Genomic DNA, 19142 nt, shown 5'->3' on the forward strand with positions numbered 1-19142 from the left:
GAGGCATGGTGGAAACCATCAATTTTCAAATGCTTGCAAGCTTGGCCAATGCGGCGCGGCGCTGCGACATCGATTTGAACAGTGTGATGCAAGAACTAAAACTGGAAATCGACATGAGTGGGGATCCCCGTCGGCGAATGTCTTTGTCTTGCTTCAATTCCCTGTTCGCGGCGGTTGATGCACGCAAACCCAGTCAGCATTTTCCCTTGGTGTTTGGTGATTCTTTCAACTTTGATGGTTTGCCCGAGTTGGCAACTTTTGTAACCAGCGCTTCAACGCCCCAAGAAGCGATGCGTGTGCTGGACTGGTCGCCCAAATTGCTGCATCCGAACTTGCATTTTGAAACTTTGAGTCTGGGTGATGAGGCCGCGCTGGAGGTCAAGGTACCCGACCCGGCAGGGGTTCACGAAGACCTGCCCGGCTTTGTGGAGGCTGCCATGTCGGCTGTCTTGAAGTTTATTCATCTTCTCAGCCCAGGTTCACACTTGATCAAGCGGATTGAATTTCGCCATGCGCCACTGACTCAAGAATCTGCCTATCAAGAGGTACTTAAAACCACAGTCCAGTTTCGGCAGCCTCACAACCGGCTGGTGGTGCATTCCTCTGCACTCGATTTGCCTTTGCCGGGTGGCATACCTTCGGCGCACCACAAGGCTCAGGCTGTAATCTTGAACCGCTTGTTACCGGATGTTGAGGAGCAAACCCTTGAAAAACAAATCAAGCGCCTTTTGAAATCGCGCTTGAGTATGCTGAGTGAACCAATACAGGTGATCGGCGAGGTGCTGCACATTCACCCGCGAACCTTGCAGCGCAGGCTTAAAAGCGAGGGCAAGTCTTATGCTGAAATTCTCGGGGCTGTTCGTCATGAACTGGCCTGCGAAATGTTGAAAGGCTCGGTACTTGATATTGAGGCGATTGCTGCAAACCTTGGTTATTCAGACCGTCGAAGTTTTACCAGTGCATTCTTGAAATGGCAGGGTATGTCTCCAAGGGAGTTCAGAAATCAGCAGTGAAACCTCGCGCTTATGTTTGGTGCTCAAATTTCATGTTTAAATTTCCACTACCAAGTTTTCTACTTAATTTTCGGAGCGTTTTATGACCCCCACCACCGACCTTTGCGATGCCAACGAAGACAAAATTGCTGCAGGTACTTTGCGTGTTGTTGAGCCCATGTTCCAAAGCTGGGGATTGAAAAGCAGTTTCATGGGGCAAGCCCACACCTTGAAAGTATTCGAAGACAATTCACTGGTTCGCAGTGCCCTGGAAAAAGACGGGCAGGGCAAAGTTTTGGTGGTCGATGGCGGCGGAAGCATGCGCTGCGCCCTCGTGGGCGGCAACCTGGGCATGCTGGCCGAGAAAAACAATTGGGCGGGCATTGTGGTGTACGGCTGCGTGCGCGACACACTTGAACTCGATGACTGCGACGTGGGTATTCGCGCCTTGGCCGCGCACCCGATGAAAAGCCAAAAGCGGGGAACTGGCCATGAAAACATAGACATTGCTTTGAGCTTCACCACAGTTAGGCCTGGCAACTGGGTGTATGTGGATGAGGATGGTGTGTTGGTTTCGGATGATCCTTTGAACTGAAAAAGATTGTGCAATCGCATGATTTAGAGTGCATCCTCTTTTTCATTTAGAGAAAAAGTATTTCATATCGTGATTAATTGAGTGTAAGTTACTGATTTTAAATGATACGAAAAAAAGTCTTGTATAAGATATAACTCTTGTTGCTCTGCGAAATGATCTGTAAGATACGGTTCATCACCTGATCGACACCACTTGCCCAAGTGATACCCGCGAAGCTGCACCCGCAGGGCACCGCAAGTAGGCCATCAAGCGAACCGTTTTCTTTTTTCTCTATCGCCTCTAAGGAAATCACCATGAAATCTTTTGACCAACAGGTTCAAGAACTCAACAAAGACTGGGAAACCAACCCCCGCTGGAAGCTGGTAAAGCGCGGCTACAAAGCTGAAGACGTTGTACGTCTGCGTGGTTCTCTGCAGCCAGAGTACACACTGGCCAAGCGCGGTGCGGAAAAGCTGTGGGAAAAAGTAAACGGCACAGCCAAGAAAGGCTATGTAAACGCTTTCGGCGCAATCACCGCTGGTCAGGCCATGCAACAAGCCAAAGCCGGTTTGGAAGCTGTGTATCTGTCAGGCTGGCAAGTTGCTGCTGACGGCAACAGTTCCGAAACAATGTACCCAGACCAGTCTCTGTACGCATACGACTCAGTGCCAAAAATGGTTCGTCGTATCAACAACACATTCCAGCGCGCTGACGAAATTCAGTGGAAGAACATTTGCGACGGCAAGATGAAGTCCGAAGACGCAATTGACTACTTCCTGCCCATCGTTGCTGACGGTGAAGCTGGTTTCGGTGGTGTATTGAACGCCTACGAACTGATGAAGAACATGATTGCAGCTGGTGCAGCTGGCGTTCACTTCGAAGACCAATTGGCTGCCGTTAAGAAGTGTGGCCACATGGGTGGCAAGGTTCTGGTTCCAACTGCTGAAGCCATTCAAAAGCTGATTTCTGCACGTTTGGCCGCCGACGTGATGGGTGTTCCTTCAATCGTTCTGGCCCGTACCGATGCTGAAGCAGCCAACCTGCTGACTTCTGATTTCGACGAAAACGACAAGCCATTCCTGACTGGCGAGCGCACTCCTGAAGGCTTCTACCGCGTGAAGAACGGTCTGGAACAAGCCATTAGCCGTGGTATCGCTTACGCACCTTACGCTGACCTGGTGTGGTGTGAAACAGGTACACCTGACATCGGCTTCGCCCGCGAATTTGCACAAGCCGTTCTGGAAAAGAACCCAGGCAAGCTGTTGAGCTACAACTGCTCACCTTCTTTCAACTGGAAGAAAAACCTGAACGACAGCCAGATCGCTTCCTTCCAGGAAGACCTGTCAGCATTGGGCTACAAGTACCAGTTCATTACACTGGCCGGTATCCACGTCAACTGGTACAACACATTCAAGTTCGCCAATGCTTACGCACAGGGCGAAGGCATGAAGCATTATGTCAATATGGTTCAAGAACCTGAGTTCGCAGCACGTGAACAAGGTTATACTTTCGTATCTCACCAGCAGGAAGTTGGCGCAGGTTACTTCGACGATGTAACGACTGTGATCCAGGGTGGCGCTTCTTCAGTAACAGCCTTGAAGGGCTCTACAGAAGAAGAGCAGTTCCACTGATTCTCTGGTTTGAACTGAATTTGTCGGCAATCTTGGCAGTCTCCCACCCCAAGAGGGGTGGATAGGTTGACCGACGGAGGGGGAGAGGAGACAAGCTCAAAAAACCAATTCAAGAGTATTTTTCCCCTTGCTGAGCCTTTACAAAAGGCTCAACAGCGAGTGCTGAAGCCCGGTAAGAAACTTGCCGGGCTTTTTATTTGGCGCTGTACTTCAGGCAATTGGCCGAGTTTTGATCAGATCATGCACAATGGCATCGCTCAGTGTGTCTTCCCAACGGTACACATGCACATCAGGCAATGCACCCAGCATTTGTTTTTCCTCTTTTGAATACGCCTGCACAAACACCTGAATTGCCGGGTTCAACATTTTGGCGTTCTCGATCATTTGGCTTAGTCCTGGCGTATCGCCGGTGGCGATGATCAGGCTATTGGCATTGGTGGTGTGCGCCTGTACCAAGGTTACGGGGTCGGCATATTCACCAGACACTGCAGCTTGTCCGTTTTTTCTCAGCTTGGCGACCACCTCTCGGCTGGTGTCGACAATCACCAAGGGAACATTTTTTTTCTTGAGCGCCTTGGCAATCTTTTTGCTCAATTCGGTGTGCCCCACCAGCACCACATGCTTGCCAAGGTACTTGCCGTCGGTTTGCTGCGGCAGTTCTTCCATGGTGTGGCTGCGCGCATTCAAATTGCGAACCCATTGAAACCGCTTCACCATGCCGTCGTTCAATTTGGGGATCAAAGAAAATACCACCGGGTTTAATGCAATCGACAAAATTGCCCCAGAGACCACCAGGCTTTGAACCTGCAAATCGACCAAGCCAAGATAAAGCCCAAGCCCGATCAAAATGAAAGAGAATTCGCCAATTTGTGCCAGGCTGGCCGCAATCACCAATGCGCTTTTCAAGGGGTACTTGAACAGCAGCACCAGCGCACCTGCCGCCAGTGATTTACCCAACACGATAATGGCCACCACAGCCAACACGCGCAGTGGGTATTCAAACAAAACATCGACCTGAAACAGCATGCCCACTGACACGAAAAACAGCACGGCGAAGGCATCGCGCAATGGCAGTGATTCCTCAGCGGCGCGGTGGCTCAGTTCAGATTCCCGCATCACCATGCCGGCAAAAAAAGCACCGAGCGCGAAGGATACGTCGAACAGGCCGGCGGCTACGAAGGCCAGGCTGATGGCCAGTGCAATGACCGACAGCGTAAACAATTCACGAGAACCTGTTTTGGCAATGTGCCACAGCATCCACGGAATAACCCGTTTGCCTACCACCAGCATCAAGCCCACAAACAATGTCACTTTCACCAAGGTAAAGCCAATGTCGAATACCAGGTTGGTTTCAGGATCCAGGGTGCCGCCTTTGAGCAAACCTGCCAGCGGCGGCAACAAAACCAGAATCAGCACCATGGCCAGGTCTTCAACCACCAGCCAACCCACCGCAATTTGGCCGTTCGCGCTGGTCAACATGCCGCGAGCTTCCAATGCTTTCAGCAACACCACCGTGCTGGCCACTGACAAGGCAAGGCCAAAAACCAAACCCTGGCCCATGGGCCAGTCCCAGTAATGGGCCACACCCATGCCCAATAGCGTAGCAGCTGTCATTTGAACAATGGCGCCGGGTACGGCAATATTCTTGACGGCCAACAGGTCTTTCAGGGAGAAGTGCATGCCCACACCAAACATCAGCAGCATCACGCCCACCTCAGCCAACTGGTTGGTCAGTGCAGGGTCTGCCACGAAGCCTGGGGTTGCCGGACCGATCAGAAACCCTGCAACCAGATAGCCAAGCAAGGCAGGGGCCCTAAGCTTCTCCGCAATAAATCCGAAGATGAGCGCAAGGCCAAAGCCAAAAGCCAGGGTTGAGATCAGGGAAACGTCGTGGGGCATGATCGGGGCATTCCTAATGTTTTTTCCAATGATAGCAAGTGCGTATCCCATGCACCCGCTTCACAGACAAGGACCTGCCCCTGAAGTTGCGATTAAATCGCGACTTATTCTGTTTTGAATACTTTCACAGCATTCATCATGGATTGGGAGACACCAGACAAGTGATTGGCCACCTGAGTATTTTGTTGCGCAGCCGCCGTGTTTTCCTCCGTCATCTGTGCAACGCGTTCTACGTTGCGGCTGATTTCGATGCTGACATTGGATTGTTCTTTCATGGACACTGCGATGGCGGCAATGGCCTCCGAAACCCGGTCCGAGTCCGACTTGATCTTCTGGATGGTGGAGTTCACCACGTCGGCTTGATCAATCCCTTCCTGCACCAGTTGTACTGAGGTGTCCATCGATTTCACAGCACCTTGTGTGATGTTCTGAATTTCAAACACCATGGTGGAAATACGATCGGTAGATCCCTTGGTTTGCTCAGCCAGTTTGCGAACCTCATCGGCCACCACTGCAAACCCGCGGCCCTGCTCACCCGCTCGCGCCGCTTCAATGGCAGCATTCAATGCCAGCAGGTTGGTGCGGTCGGCAATTTCGGTAATTGTGGATACAATTTCAGAAATATCGGCTGATTGTTTCTCAAGCGTTTGAACCGCCTGCGCACTGGTTTGCACAGCCTGTGCAATTCGCTGAATGCCTTCCACTACCTCACCCAAAGTCACCATGCCATTGTCGGCCGATTCACGTGCCGCATTGGCGGTGGCTGTTGCGTCGTTTGAATTCTCGGAAATCTGGGAAATACTGACCGTCAACTCTTCAACCGCAGCAGCCATCGAGGAGGTGGCATCCGCTTGCTCCACGCCAGCATTGGCCATGGTTGATGAAGACTCTTGCACCTGTGTCGCGCTGCTGCTTAGTTCAAGTGCAGATTGGCGAATGCCGTCAATCAGTTTTTTCAAATTGCCCTGCGCGGTCGCCAACGCAGCAAGTAGTTGGTCAACTTCATCTTTATTTTGGTGATGAATGGGGCTGTTCAGTTCGCCATTGGCCAAGGCATTGATGTGTTTGCCTGCGTTACCCAATTTGTTTTGAAGCAGCTTGACCAGACTGATGGTGGCGAGCACGCCCACCACAAAACTTGCAATCAGGGCAGCTGCTACAGACCACAAAGCTGTTTGATAAGTGCTCTCGGCTGCTTGTGTACGTACCTTTAGCAAATTCAATTCGTCCTGTTCAATTTGTTCAATCAGCTCGCGCATTTTGTCCATGATGGGTTTGCCCGACAAGGAAAGGAATCGGTTCATGAACTCATTTTGGTCAATTTCCTGATTGTTCAGTGATTGGCGCAGTTCAATGGTTTTGTCGATCGAGAACTTCAGCCAGTTTGAGTACATTTCCCGAAGACTGTTGAATCTCTCGGTTTGAGCAGGATTGTCAGAAGTCAGTTTGATCGCGGCGGCAAAGTGGGTGTCTATTTCCTTTTTGCCCTCGGTGTAGGGCTCAAGGTAAGTGGGGTATCCCGTGACTAGAAATCCGCGTTGACCGGTTTCAATGTTGGTCATGTTTTCCCGGATCAAACCAACTTCGCGAAGCACCTCATGTGTGTGTTCGTTGGCCTGAGCGCCGTCCATGATTTTCTTGGCGTTAATCAGTCCGAGGGCACCTGTTAACAGGCCCAAGGCAATCACGAGAGCGAAGCCAAAACTCAGTTTGGCACGGATGGTATTGAACATGGCACTTCCTTTGTGGTGGTTTACTTGTTGTAGTGCAACAAGTATCGCCAATGTCCACAAAGTGAAGTATCTCTAGTTTTGGGGGATTCCCATTTTGGGTGTTTTTTGATTTATAGCGATTCTGTGGATTGTTGCCCTTGAATATCCAGCAATATTCGAATCAGTGTTTCTTTCTTGAATGGTTTAATGACATGCTCGCACATGCCTGCATTCAATATGTCCATGCGGTCCTGTTCACTGGCTGATGCTGTCACAGCCACAATGGGTGGCGCTGCATTGCCCAGTTCTTCGAGAATTCTGGCGGTGGCCTCATAGCCGTCCATTTCCGGCATTTGCAAGTCCATCAATACTAGGTCGTATCGCTCAGAAACACAGGCTTGAACAGCCTCTTTGCCATTTTCTGCGAGGTGTACCTGTGCTCCCCACTTCTTCAGCATTTCCGAGGCCACCATTCGGTTTAATTTGTGATCGTCGACCACCAGCACCCGCTTGTTGAGCATGGGTGGCGTGGCTGGCCCAGTTTCAGCGGGTGCGGCGACGGGTTGCAGTTTCAGGGCCTGTTGGTCTTCTGCACGAATCGTAAACTCAGGATCAGTACAATCCACGGTGAAGTGAAAAGTTGTACCCAATCCTTCTGCACTCTCGACCCAAATGTTGCCGCCCATCAACTCAACCAGGTTCTTGCAAATTGACAGGCCCAAACCTGCTCCGCCGTAGCGGCGCGATGAACTGTCATCCACCTGGCTGAAGGGTTGGAACAGGGCCGAGCACTGTTCCTCGTTCATGCCAATGCCAGTGTCTTTCACACTGAATTGCAACTGTTTGCCATCAGCCACACTTTGAACTTGTAAATGTATGCGTCCCTTCTCGGTGAATTTCAGCGCATTCGACAACAGGTTGTTCAAAATTTGTGCAAGGCGAAGTCGATCACCTTTCAGGCTGACCGGGCAGTTCGCATCTTTAGTGCAGTACAACTGAATGGCCTTCTCTTCAGCGCGGTAAGCAAACAGATCAGTGGCCTTGCTCAGTACCTGGTCCAGCAGAAAGCGGCTGTGGCTCAGTTCCAGCTTGTTGGCTTCAACCCTCGAAATATCCAGAATGTCATTCAACACATTCAGCAAAACATCCGCCGCTGAACCAATCTTGCTAAGGTAGTCTCGTTGCCGGGCCTGCAAGTCGGTGTCTTCCAGCAGTTGCAGCAAGCCCATAATCGCATTCATCGGTGTACGAATTTCATGACTCATGTTGGCCAGAAATGCGCCTTTCGCTTTGCTGGCTGCTTCAGCCTGCTGGGTGCGTTCGGTCAACACATGGTTAATGCGTTCAAGTTCGCGTTGCTGGGCCTTGAAGTCGGTGATGTTGGTTGAAATGGAGAAGAAGCCCTCAACCTTGCCATACAGCACATCGGGTATCAAATGCACCAGCATGTCGGCATAGCCGCCAGTGGGCAGGGGCTTTCTGCGCTCGAAGCGCTGCTTTTCACCCTTCAATACGCCCAGTACATAGTGGTGATCATGAATAAACAGTTCTTCACCCAGTACCTTGCGCATGTGTTGCCCGCGCATTTTGTCAGCTGGAATACTGGACCATTTTTCATGGTTGCGGTTTGCGAAATGGCAGCGCAGATCCGTGCTCCAATACGACACCAATCCTGGCAAGCACTCCGACAAGGTGCGCAAAAAATGCTCACGTTCAATCAGTGTTGCTTCATTTCTTTTTCGCTCTGAAATGTCCTGGATCTGGGAAATAAAGTAGATCACCCGGCCTTTGTCATTGCGCACCGCTGACACTGAAAGGTGTACCCACACAACATGTCCGTCTTTGTGAATGTAGCGTTTTTCCAGCTGGTAGTTGTGTCGGCGCCCCTTCAGCACATCGCGTACCAGGTGAGTGTGCTGCATGGTGTCTTGTGGGTGCGTAATTGCATCAAAACTGAAACCCAGCAATTCTTCTTCACTGTATCCAAGAATGTCAGAAAGTGCTTTGTTCACCTGCAAGAACTGACCTTTGAAGTCCAGCATCGCCATGCCAATCGCAGCCCATTCAAACGAGGAACGGAACCGGGCTTCGGCCTCGCGCAAGGCGTCCTCAAATTGGCGTTGCACCGTCACGTCCACATTCACCCCAATCATTCTGAAGGGAATGCCTTTGGCGTTTCGGTGTGTTTTTGCACGGGCCTGTATGTGGCGAATACGGCCATCACTGGCCCGGCGAATGTTGAAGTTGAATTGGAAGGTGTCCTGGTTTTTGGAAGCCTCAATCAACACTGTGCCCAGTTTGTTGACATCCTCAGGCAACACGTAATTCAGCCACTCTTTGTAAGACACCAGTTCTTTCTCGTCCTGGACGCCGTATATCTTGCGCATCGCGCTGTCCCAGCGAATGAACTTCTCTTGGATGTTGTATTCCCAAACGCCGATGCCTGCGCTTTCGGTGGCCAGTTGAAAACGTTCGTCATTGAATTGCTGATCAGCCTTGGCTTTCTCTTTGGCCAGAATTTGTTGCGCTTGATAGTTCATGCTGGCTTTGATCGCGAGCACAGCCAATATGCAAAAGGCGAGGTAGCCCAGGAAAAGACCCATGGTTTGTTCTCGCCACTGTGCCTTCATTGGGGCGGCGTCTGACCAGGTAATCAGGTAAAGAGGAATCGGCGTATTCAACTGCTCTGAATTGGCCAGAGACAGACTCGCAAAATAATGATCCTTGAACAGATCATCTTCTATCAAATCGATTGCGGCCGGCTTTGATCCCCCCTGCGTGCGCGAGGCTTCGAAGTAGGGTAGCTGTTTGCCCAGAATTTTGTTGAACTCGGGTTGAACAAGCAGCACGGTGCCATCTTTAAAGGCCAGTCCGCTGCGCATGTAGTCGCCAAGCTGCAGTGATGCCACTTTGCGTTCAAGGTATCTTGCATGGAGGCGACCCTGAATCAAACCCAGCAATTCGCCGTGTACGTCTTTGATCTGATAGTTGACGACCAGTATCAACTGTTTCGATGCATTGAATGAGTATGAAAAAGACACCAGTCTTTCGTTGTGCAGCAGCCTCGCGTTTGATGCAAAAGCTGGTTTGGTGTTGATCAGGTCGTGGTCGATCCGGGTTTGTCCAAGAATGTTACCAACCGAGTCACGGGCCACGATGGTTTCCACAGCAGGTAGCGCACTTTTCAGCAATTCCAGTCGTTTGTGAATGTTGTTGCTGTTGTTTCCCTCAATGTGTTCTGCCAACTGAAGTGTGGCTTCATCGAAAGAACGTACGATTGTGCTGAACTCGTCATACAAAATGTCGTGAAGCAGTCGAAGCTGGGTTTGCGTGTGCTGTTCAGAGGAATGATTGATTCGGCGAAGATCGGCTGCTGCCATGGCCAGCAATCCAAGACCCAGCACGCAGAGCATGGCTGCAGCGAGAATCCATTGATATTGGATTTTGCGAGTAGTCACCGAATAAGACCTGTGGCAAGTGAAAAAGTAGAGTTGATTGCTCGGGGCATATCACCCCACAGCTATTTTGTTGTATCCATCTGCGCATCAATTCGAGGATTAAGGGCGTCTTTTCGCGGCTTATCGTTCTCAAGTTTCAGGTGTTCCAGTAAGAGTCAAGGCTGTAGCGGTGTTTCAGGAAATCGATCCACAAGCGAACGCGCAAGGGAAGGTGCTTCCTTTGGGGGAATACGGCGTAAATTGCATTGGGCGGTGCAATAAAGTTGTCCAGCACAGTGACAAGGTTGCCGTTGCGCAAATGTTGTTGCACCTCCCAGCGGCTGCGCCAGGCAAGGCCAGCATCGTTCAATGTCCAATCCAGGATCGAAGAGCCATCATTGCAAGCCAGGCTTCCACTGACTCTGATCTGAATAGCCTCGCCATCGATTGTGAAAAGCCAGCCACTTGGTGCTCCCGAACTGACCAGATTCAGGCAATTGTGTTTGGCCAGGTCGTTGGGGTGTTTTGGGTAACCGTGCCGTTGCAGGTAGCGCGGCGTTGCAACCACCAGTCGTTGATTGTCGGCCAGCTTCACACCCACCAGGCTTGAGTCGGGTAACACCCCAATCCTCACGGCGCAGTCCATATTCTCGTTTAATAAATCCACGACCCGGTCTGACAGGTCGAGTGATACCGTCACTTCCGGGTGTTCGCGCACAAAATCATGAACAAGCGGTGCCACATGCTGCCTTCCAAACCCGCCGGGTGCCGATACCCGCAAGTGCCCGCTGGCTTTAATACCTCCCAGGCTGACACTGGCTTCGGCATTGGACAGGTCATTCAAAATTCGCTGGCAGTCCTCAAGGAAGGCCGATCCTTCGTAGGTCAGGTTCAGGGTGCGTGTGGTACGAATCAGAAGCTTCACGCCGAGGCGTTCCTCCAGCGCATCCAGGCGTCTGCTGATTACCGCTGGCGCAACGCCTTCTTCTCTGGCCGCGGCCGACAAGCTGCCCTTGGTCGCTACCGCAGCAAAGGTGGTGATCTGTTTAAAGTGGTCCATGCTTTTGCGAAAAACGTAAAAATGTCTTCAATTAATTGAAAGAGTATGCTGGTTTTATTCAATAAACTAGAGGTTACCTAATCCAAGATCAAGGATGTGATGCATGGCAACTCCCAAAGTGGTGCTTTTTGATGCTTATGGCACCTTGTTTGATGTTTATTCGGTTGCGAGCACAGCAGAGCAAATTTTCCCGGGACAGGGCTCTGCGCTGTCGGTGCTGTGGCGTGACAAACAGATCGAATACACAAGGCTGCGCGCCATGGCCGGGCGCTACAAGCCTTTTTGGGATATCACCATTGATGCGTTGCGATACGCTTGCGAAGCACTGAAGCTGAATTTAAGCGAAGAACGCCAACGGCGGCTTTTGAATGTGTATTCAAGCCTTGCTGCCTATCCTGAGAACAGGGCCGTGTTGCAGGAATTGAAAAGCCGTGGCATTCAAACTGCAATTCTGTCCAACGGCAACACCGACATGTTGAACGTGGCGGTGCGTGGGGCAAACTTTCAGGGCCTTCTCGATGCGGTGCTGTCTGTCGATGCTTTGCAAACCTTCAAGATTCACGGAGCGGTGTACCAAATGGGCTTGAATCATTTTGGCGTCAAAGCTTCGGAGGCCCTTTTCGTGTCCAGCAATTGCTGGGATGCCTGCGGTGCCACCTGGTTTGGCCTTCCAACCCTGTGGGTAAACCGCGCTGGCTTGCCTTTGGAAAGGCTGGATGTTGAGCCGATGGCCATAGGCCGGAACTTGAATGATGTGTTATCCCTCGTGTGAGGGAGTGATAATTCCGGTTTTTGCCATCAGCCTGGATTCGTGGCACCGTAGTAAAAAAAATACACCGTCAATCCTTGTCTTTAATTCAGACATAGGAATTATTAATGGGTGGCTCCCAACCGTTGTCCTCAAGGTATTCACCTCAAGCAGACGATTTCTCCCTGCAGTCCTGTCGTGCTCATACCATTCGCAAAGCGAACTACAAATCGTTGGGCAACGGGCAGTTGGTTCGCAAAGGTTGGCAATCCAGGATAAGGGCCTGGATTGAGGGCAACAATGCCGACGCACGTTATCGCAGAGCCGCGCACGAGAGCAGCCAGCGGATTTCTGCTGCAATTTTTGCTGATCAATACAAATCAGCGCATCTTGGCAGAACTGCCGATCTCGCTGAAAGTGATCTGGTCAAGGCACGGTTCTATCGGCAGGACAACCTTCGTTTCAATCCTCAATTAAGTCACCCCCAGTTTGGTTTGTCGAACCGGGATCAGCGTGCGGTCAAAATCTCACGCTGGGCGCACTTTGCGAACGGTGTCACTGAGTTGGGCGCGGCACCCACAGGCATGTTGCTCAAGTTCACCAAAATTGGATTTACGCCCAAGAAAGATGACAAGTCCTTCGTCAGTCAACTGCGGGTTCTCGCTGCTTTGCCGATGGTGGCTGGTGTTGTGGCTCTGTTTTCCCTTGGCTTATTTGGCGAGGGCATAGGCAGGGCATTGAGCAAAGTTCCGAAGGCACTGCTCGAGGATATGCGGGCCCTTGCTGGCAGCTTCAGTGCAATTTCAGCCGTATCTGCAATTGTTTCGCTGGGTTTGGGGGCGAGCAGTTGCCTGGCTGCGTCAAAGTCGAATCTGAGCAATCAGGTGAAGGACTTGATTTTGTTCAACCGGGACAAACACCTTCACCGCATTTTTCTATTATTAGACGATGTGAAGAACAAGCCCAACGCCATTCAGCTTTTGGCGAAGGCTTTGCGTTACAAGATTGCCGATAATTATTGCGGTACAGACCGTGTTCCTGTGTTGTTGAGTCGCTTGCTGGACGATGTGAAAAATCAACCTAGCGAATTTCTGGCCAAGCAGGCCATGGAGAAAACGCTAGGCTCTTACTTGACCGAACGTAGCCACGCTGGTGGTAATTCAGCTTGTTTTCTGGATCTCAAGGCCGACAAAGCTGAGCTGTTGGTCCGCGAAAACCACTTTCTGGCTCTGACCAATTTGATTGAGCATTCTGCTCTTCATGCGAAGCCTTCGGAAAATTTTATGGACTTGCGTCACCGGGCAGAACGTGGTGTCGAAAAGTTTCGCGATTTCGCCATCAAGGGTTCTGGCAATTTACTCAATGTACTTGGTATAGCCAACAAAAAGGATCCTCACGAGCCTACTCATTCATCCCTGAAAAACAGGTTTCACAGCACCAAAAACATTTTGGAGAATCCGCATCAATATGGGCCGGTGACACGCAGTTTGGCAAAACTCTCGGAAGGGCTGCGTGTTTTTAATCATGGTGTTTTGATGTCCCTGAATTATCAGTTAACCCGTCCAATTACATGGCTGGCAGGACGCATCACCGAATCGGTGCTGAGAATTCCAAACTCCCGCACTGCCAGTTTCAGTATTGGAAGGGCAGTGGCAAGCTCTATTTGGGCTGCGGTGGATGCTTTTTTGTTTGTTTCTCTGGCTGCTGGCAATGGCGTGGGTTTGGGTGGGCCTGAAGCCGTGTCCAAGGTGAAATTCCCTTTGAAAATTGACATGGGTGTCCTGACCTTGGGTATTTCAATCATTAGCACTGCATCTCAAATGCTCTTTGTGGCCGCACCTGCTGCTGTTTTAATGGCAGCGGCCAAAGGCGCTTGTCATCTCGAAGGTTGGGAAGGCAATGTGGCCCGCGGCATAGAGCCGACCGGCAGCAAAAGACGAGCGACTAGCTGGACATAGATCGGCTGCAGGAACAAAAAAAAGCCGCCCTGAGGCGGCTTTTTCACGTAGACGCGAAAATTACAGCGCTGTTACGTTTTCAGCTTGTGGGCCTTTCTGACCTTGAGTCACAGTGAAAGACACTTTCTGGCCTTCAGCCAAGGTTTTGAAGCCGTTGCCCTGAATGGCGCTGAAGTGTACGAACACGTCAGGACCGTTTTCACGGGAAATGAAGCCAAAGCCTTTGGATTCGTTGAAAAATTTAACTTGACCGGTTACGGTATCAGACATAGCAATATCCTGGATTTCTGAATTGAACAAAATAGCTAAAAAACTGGGTGAAATTCGAGAAACAGAACTATTGCTTAAGCGGTTTGCCTGAATTGAACTGACCTGAAGTAGCGCCAAATTTTTTTTGCTGAAGTCAGTTTAGGCTTTTCCTGAAGCTTGTCAAGCAACATTTTCAGTTCAGTCACCTTTTCTTCATATTTCTTTTATCGCGCTGTCACATGCAATCCGTACATTTCGTGTCATCGAAATGACAAATGGACCCTTGGATGGAAGCGATCAAGCACGATGTCACCAAGCAAGATGCCTTGAGAAATGCCTTGTACCTGAGCACTCCTGCGCGCGCACAGGCCCCTTCGCTGGAGGTTTGCCTGGCCAGAACAGCGGCCGAGGTGCTCGAGGCCCAAAAACTACGTTTCAATATTTTTTCTGAAGAATATGGTGCAGATCTGGGTAGTAACGGGATTGATCATGATGTGTTTGATGCCTACTGTGATCACCTTCTTGTAAGAAACAGCCAAACCGGTGAGGTGGTGGGTACTTACCGCATTCTTGCGCCAGAAAATGCGGCGCGCTTGAAATGCTGGTACTCGGAAACCGAGTTTTTTATGAACCGGATTGAGCGGCTTCGCAAAACAACGGTGGAAGTGGGAAGGTCTTGCGTACACCCGGATTACCGCAACGGCGCTGCCATCATGCTGCTGTGGAGCGGCATTGCGCAATACATGAAACTGGGTGGCTACAAACATTTGATTGGTTGTGCAAGCGTAAGCCTTCGCGACGGCGGGCACCAGGCTGCCAGCCTGTTCAAACAGCTTGAACCGCACCTGGCTGATGCCAGTTGCCAGGTGTTTCCAAAGAACCGCCTTCCGGTTGAACGCCTGCGTTGCGATGTGGAAATTGAGCCGCCACCCTTGGTAAAAGGTTATTTGCGGCTAGGTGCGGTGGTGTGTGGAGAGCCTGCATGGGACCCTGACTTCAACACCGCTGACTTCATGATGTTGTTGTCAATCGACAAGATGAGCCCGCGTTACGCAAGGCACTTCGGCTTTATTTGATCGGGTTTAAATGGCCCGGCTTAGCGCCGGGTCAGCAGTTCAAGTTCAAGGCCGATGCGTTGCCACTGCTCAACCTCGGTTTCAAGGCTGTATTGCGTCAAAGGGTGGGTAATCAGCCAGTTTTTGGGCACGCTCATCTGGATGCCTTGTTCAAGCAACTTCACCTTCAGTTCAGGCAAAGCCTCTACTTCTCTGCGGCGCAAAAACAGCGCAGCCAAACGCAAACACATGGGTGCGGCCCAATGAATCGCTGTGTTGGCAATGTCGCTGACCTTGCCCAGTTTTCCGTTGTGTGCCAATACCCAGGTGGACAGCAGTTGTTGTTCCCGCTTTGAAAAACCGGGCATGTCAGCATTGCTGAGAATGTATGCCGCATGTTTGTGGTGGCCGTTGTGCCCAATCGACAAACCAATTTCGTGCAACATCGCCGCCCAATGCAGCATGGGCAATTGCTCTTTCAACTCGGGCAATTGTTTCATCAGTTGTTTGAATAACAACTCAGCCAGTACTTTGACCTTGCCCGCATGTTTGCTGTCAATTTTGTAGCGGTGCAGAAACTGGGCCACCGTAATTTCGCGCATGTCGTCGTTGTGCTGGCGGCCTAACATGTCGTAGAGCAAGCCCTGGCGAAGTGCGCCGTCGGTCACATCCATGTGCTCAATTTCAAGCTCTTCGAAAACTGCACTCATCACGGCCAAGCCGCCTGGCATCATGGGCAGGCGGTCCACTTTCAGTCCCTCAAGGGTGATATTGTCAAGATGGCCTGCTGCAGAGACGTGTTCACGAATCAGCCGAAGACCTTCTGCAGACATACCATGTTGCGTGAATCCGTTTGAGATACAGATTTCAGCCAGGGCTCTGGCCGTGCCTGAAGAGCCAATGGCGTGGGTCCAGCCCATGTCCAGCATTTGCCGGCGCAGCACCGCCACTTCTTTGCGGGCAGCCATCACCGCATTTTTCATGGAACGGGGGCTGATACTGCCATCGGCGAAGTACTGTTGTGCAGTGCTGACACAGCCAATGTACAAGCTCTCCATGGCTTCGGGTTCGTAGTCTTCACCGATGATGAATTCTGTCGATCCGCCACCAATGTCGACGACCAGGCGTTTGCCCTGACCAATTGGCAACTGATGGGCAACGCCGCAGTAAACCAAGCGGGCCTCTTCCACGCCTGAAATAACATCAATCGGAAAGCCCAGGGCTGCTTCGGCCTTGGTAATGAACTCCACGGCGTTGCGGGCCACCCGCACTGCATTGGTGGCCACTGCGCGGACTTCACCGGGTTTAAAAGAGCGCAAGCGTTCGCCAAACCGGCTCAGTGCGCCTAGAGCACGTTCTTGAGATGCGTCATCCAGATACTTTTGGGCGTTCAGGCCCGCACCCAAACGAACGGGTTCGCGCAGGGTGTCGATGATGTAAATTTGCGATTGACCGTTGAGTTCTTCTACCCGGGCAACAATCATTCGAAAGCTGCTGGAACCCATGTCTACGGCTGCAATCAACTGACGTTGCTTGGACATTGTTTGTTCTGTGTTTCAGGTCAGGCGCTAGAATGCCACAAATGCAGCACACTGGCTTTGTTTGTCGCCATTTGACCACTTTCAAATGTTTGTCACATTTTTGAAATACCATCAAGGATAACGCATCCACATTTGGAGTTTTGTTTGAAAGTAGCCGCTGTTTCTGACGTAGCACCCAACAAAGAATTGTTTCTAAACCGCGAGTTGGGCGTTTTGGCCTTTAACCGTCGGGTGTTGGCCATGGCTGAAGACCAAAGTGTGCCCTTGCTGGAGCGTTTGAAGTATCTCTGTATTGTGTCCAGCAATATGGATGAGTTTTTTGAAATTCGGGTAGCGGGTTTGCAGGAACAAATTCGACAGAATCCCGAATTCACTGACAAAGATGGTTTGAGTGCACTTGAAACATTGCACAGGGTGTCAGTTGTCTCTCAGGAAATTGTGGAACAGCAATACCGCCTGCTCAATGAGTCGGTGTTGCCCGCCATGCGGGAGGAGGGCATTGCCCTGATGACCCTGGCCACCTGGAATGAAGAACAGGCACATTGGGCACGTCAGTATTTCAGGCACGAGGTGCTGCCGGTTTTAACACCGATTGGATTGGACCCTGCGCACCCGTTTCCGCGCGTGCTGAATAAATCACTGAATTTTGCGGTTGAATTGACCGGCCATGACGCTTTCGGGCGTGCGTCGAATGTGGCAATTGTGCAGGCACCGCGCGCCTTGCCGCGACTGATTCGCATGCCGTCCAATTTGTCGGGTTACGAGCATGGTTTCGTCATGTTGACCTCGATTTTGCAAGCCTTCATCCCCGAGTTGTTCCCCGGCATGGAAGTCCATGGGGTTTATCAGTTCCGTGTCACACGCAACAGTGATTTGTATGTGGACGAAGAGGAAATAACCAATTTGCGTGTGGCCTTGCAGGGTGAATTGTCGCAGCGGCACTTTGGGGATGCAGTGCGCCTTGAGGTGAGTGATCAAACCTCGCCAGACATGACCTCGCGTTTGTTGAAAGAGTTTGGATTGTCCGAGCAGGCACTTTATCGAGTGAATGGTCCGGTGAATTTGGTGCGCTTGATGCAATTGCCAGACTGGGTGGATCGCCCAGACTTGAAATTTGCGCCTTTTGCGCCAGGTCGCCCCGATGCCTTGGTGAAGCAGCCCGATATTTTCAAGGCGATTCAAAAGGGTGATGTGTTGCTGCACCACCCGTATCAAAGTTTCAGCCCAGTGCTGGAATTCATCAAAAAGGCAGCGACCGATCCCGATGTGGTGGCGATCAAACAGACCATTTACCGCACGGGTACGGAATCGGTGCTGATGGACAGCCTGTTGTCTGCCGCACGAAGTGGCAAGGAAGTGACGGTGGTGCTGGAACTGATGGCCCGTTTCGATGAGGAAGCCAACATCAACTGGGCATCCAAACTAGAGCGGGTTGGCGCCCATGTGGTGTACGGCGTGGTCGGCCAGAAAACCCACGCCAAGATGTTGATGGTGGTTCGCCGGGAAAAAACCGAGACTGGCAAGGTGGTGTTGCGCCGTTATGTGCATTTGGGTACGGGCAACTACCACCCCAAGACCGCTCGCCTGTACACCGACTTCGGTTTGTTTTCTTGCGATGAGTCGTTGGGGCACGATGTGCACGAAGTGTTCAATCACTTGACTGGCCTGGGCCGCGCCCGGAAATTGAACAAAATTTGGAATTCGCCATTTAATTTGCACAGCAATGTGGTGATTGCGGTACGCAAAGAAGCTGAACTGGCCAAGGCCGGCAAGAAGTGCCGAATCATGGCGCGCATGAATGCTCTGCTGGAGCCACACCTGATCAATGAGCTTTATGCCGCGTCACAGGCTGGGGTAAAAATTGATTTGATTGTGCGGGGTGTGTGTGCTTTGCGTCCCGGTGTGCCTGGCCTTAGCGAGAACATTACCGTTCGGTCGGTGGTGGGCCGTTTGCTGGAACACAGCCGCGTGTTTTATTTCAGTAACGATGGTGATGAAGAGGTGTTTATTTCAAGTGCCGACTGGATGGACCGGAATTTCTTCAGACGTGTCGAGCTTGCTGTACCTGTGACTGACAAGAAGCTGAAAAAGCGCGTAATTGACGAAGGTTTGAAGGCTTTGTTGGCAGACAATATTCTGGCCTGGATCATGGACTCAAATGGAAACTACGTTCGACGCAAGCCCACTGGCGCGCGCCGCATGAATTCACAGAATTATTTGCTGGGTACCTTGGCTGCCAGTTTTGTGGAACACAGAGAGCCGCTTGGTCCGACGGAATCAAATTGA

13 protein-coding genes are annotated in these 19142 nt (G+C 51.2%); 7 read left to right on the forward strand and 6 right to left on the reverse strand.

Annotated features, from left to right (window positions below):
- Nucleotides 1-5: 5 nt before the first annotated feature.
- The 3 genes from FCS97_RS15390 to aceA all read left to right on the forward strand — a co-directional run bounded on the left by FCS97_RS15390 (nucleotide 6) and on the right by aceA (nucleotide 3197).
- Nucleotides 6-1013 carry an AraC family transcriptional regulator gene (locus FCS97_RS15390; RefSeq protein WP_171035338.1) on the forward strand — a complete coding sequence of 336 codons (1008 nt, stop codon included), beginning with the start codon at nucleotides 6-8 and terminating at the stop codon, nucleotides 1011-1013.
- Nucleotides 1014-1095: 82 nt separating this feature from the next.
- Nucleotides 1096-1587 (forward strand): ribonuclease E activity regulator RraA, encoded by a 492-nt coding sequence (rraA, locus tag FCS97_RS15395; protein ID WP_138519329.1) that lies wholly within the window; start codon nucleotides 1096-1098, stop codon nucleotides 1585-1587.
- A gap of 293 nt (nucleotides 1588-1880) precedes the next feature.
- Nucleotides 1881-3197, forward strand: coding sequence for an isocitrate lyase (gene aceA, locus FCS97_RS15400; RefSeq protein WP_212746500.1), 1317 nt, complete (start codon nucleotides 1881-1883; stop codon nucleotides 3195-3197).
- A gap of 210 nt (nucleotides 3198-3407) precedes the next feature.
- Here the strand turns inward: aceA and FCS97_RS15405 are convergent, their stop codons facing one another.
- The 4 genes from FCS97_RS15405 to FCS97_RS15420 form a co-directional block, all read right to left on the reverse strand.
- Nucleotides 3408-5096, reverse strand: coding sequence for a cation:proton antiporter domain-containing protein (locus tag FCS97_RS15405; RefSeq protein ID WP_138519330.1), 1689 nt, complete (start codon nucleotides 5094-5096; stop codon nucleotides 3408-3410).
- Between the two features lie 104 nt (nucleotides 5097-5200).
- Nucleotides 5201-6829 carry a methyl-accepting chemotaxis protein gene (locus FCS97_RS15410; RefSeq protein WP_138519331.1) on the reverse strand — a complete coding sequence of 543 codons (1629 nt, stop codon included), beginning with the start codon at nucleotides 6827-6829 and terminating at the stop codon, nucleotides 5201-5203.
- Nucleotides 6830-6939: 110 nt separating this feature from the next.
- Nucleotides 6940-10266 carry a PAS domain S-box protein gene (locus FCS97_RS15415; RefSeq protein ID WP_138519332.1) on the reverse strand — a complete coding sequence of 1109 codons (3327 nt, stop codon included), beginning with the start codon at nucleotides 10264-10266 and terminating at the stop codon, nucleotides 6940-6942.
- Between the two features lie 136 nt (nucleotides 10267-10402).
- Nucleotides 10403-11305, reverse strand: coding sequence for a LysR family transcriptional regulator (locus tag FCS97_RS15420; protein ID WP_138519333.1), 903 nt, complete (start codon nucleotides 11303-11305; stop codon nucleotides 10403-10405).
- 103 nt (nucleotides 11306-11408) lie between these two features.
- Between FCS97_RS15420 and FCS97_RS15425 the strand changes: the two genes are divergently transcribed.
- Both FCS97_RS15425 and FCS97_RS15430 read left to right on the forward strand, forming a co-directional pair.
- Nucleotides 11409-12077: a haloacid dehalogenase type II gene (locus tag FCS97_RS15425; protein WP_138519334.1), complete on the forward strand. Its 669-nt coding sequence runs from the start codon at nucleotides 11409-11411 to the stop codon at nucleotides 12075-12077.
- 104 nt (nucleotides 12078-12181) lie between these two features.
- On the forward strand, nucleotides 12182-14011 hold the full coding sequence (locus FCS97_RS15430) for a hypothetical protein (RefSeq protein WP_138519335.1): 1830 nt from the start codon (nucleotides 12182-12184) through the stop codon (nucleotides 14009-14011).
- Nucleotides 14012-14071: 60 nt separating this feature from the next.
- On the opposite strand, the gene FCS97_RS15435 is transcribed toward FCS97_RS15430, so the two are convergent.
- Entirely contained in the window at nucleotides 14072-14281 is a 210-nt protein-coding gene (locus FCS97_RS15435) for a cold-shock protein (RefSeq protein ID WP_008251850.1), read from the reverse strand.
- 254 nt (nucleotides 14282-14535) lie between these two features.
- On the opposite strand from FCS97_RS15435, the gene FCS97_RS15440 reads away from it, so the two are divergent.
- Nucleotides 14536-15336 carry a GNAT family N-acetyltransferase gene (locus tag FCS97_RS15440; RefSeq protein WP_171035339.1) on the forward strand — a complete coding sequence of 267 codons (801 nt, stop codon included), beginning with the start codon at nucleotides 14536-14538 and terminating at the stop codon, nucleotides 15334-15336.
- Nucleotides 15337-15356: 20 nt separating this feature from the next.
- Here the strand turns inward: FCS97_RS15440 and ppx are convergent, their stop codons facing one another.
- Nucleotides 15357-16856 (reverse strand): exopolyphosphatase, encoded by a 1500-nt coding sequence (gene ppx, locus FCS97_RS15445; RefSeq protein ID WP_138519336.1) that lies wholly within the window; start codon nucleotides 16854-16856, stop codon nucleotides 15357-15359.
- Between the two features lie 144 nt (nucleotides 16857-17000).
- Between ppx and ppk1 the strand changes: the two genes are divergently transcribed.
- Nucleotides 17001-19142 (forward strand): polyphosphate kinase 1, encoded by a 2142-nt coding sequence (ppk1, locus tag FCS97_RS15450; protein WP_138519337.1) that lies wholly within the window; start codon nucleotides 17001-17003, stop codon nucleotides 19140-19142.

The sequence above is a fragment of the Limnobacter alexandrii genome (assembly GCF_005871185.1).
GTDB classification, from domain to species: Bacteria; Pseudomonadota; Gammaproteobacteria; order Burkholderiales; family Burkholderiaceae_B; genus Limnobacter; species Limnobacter alexandrii.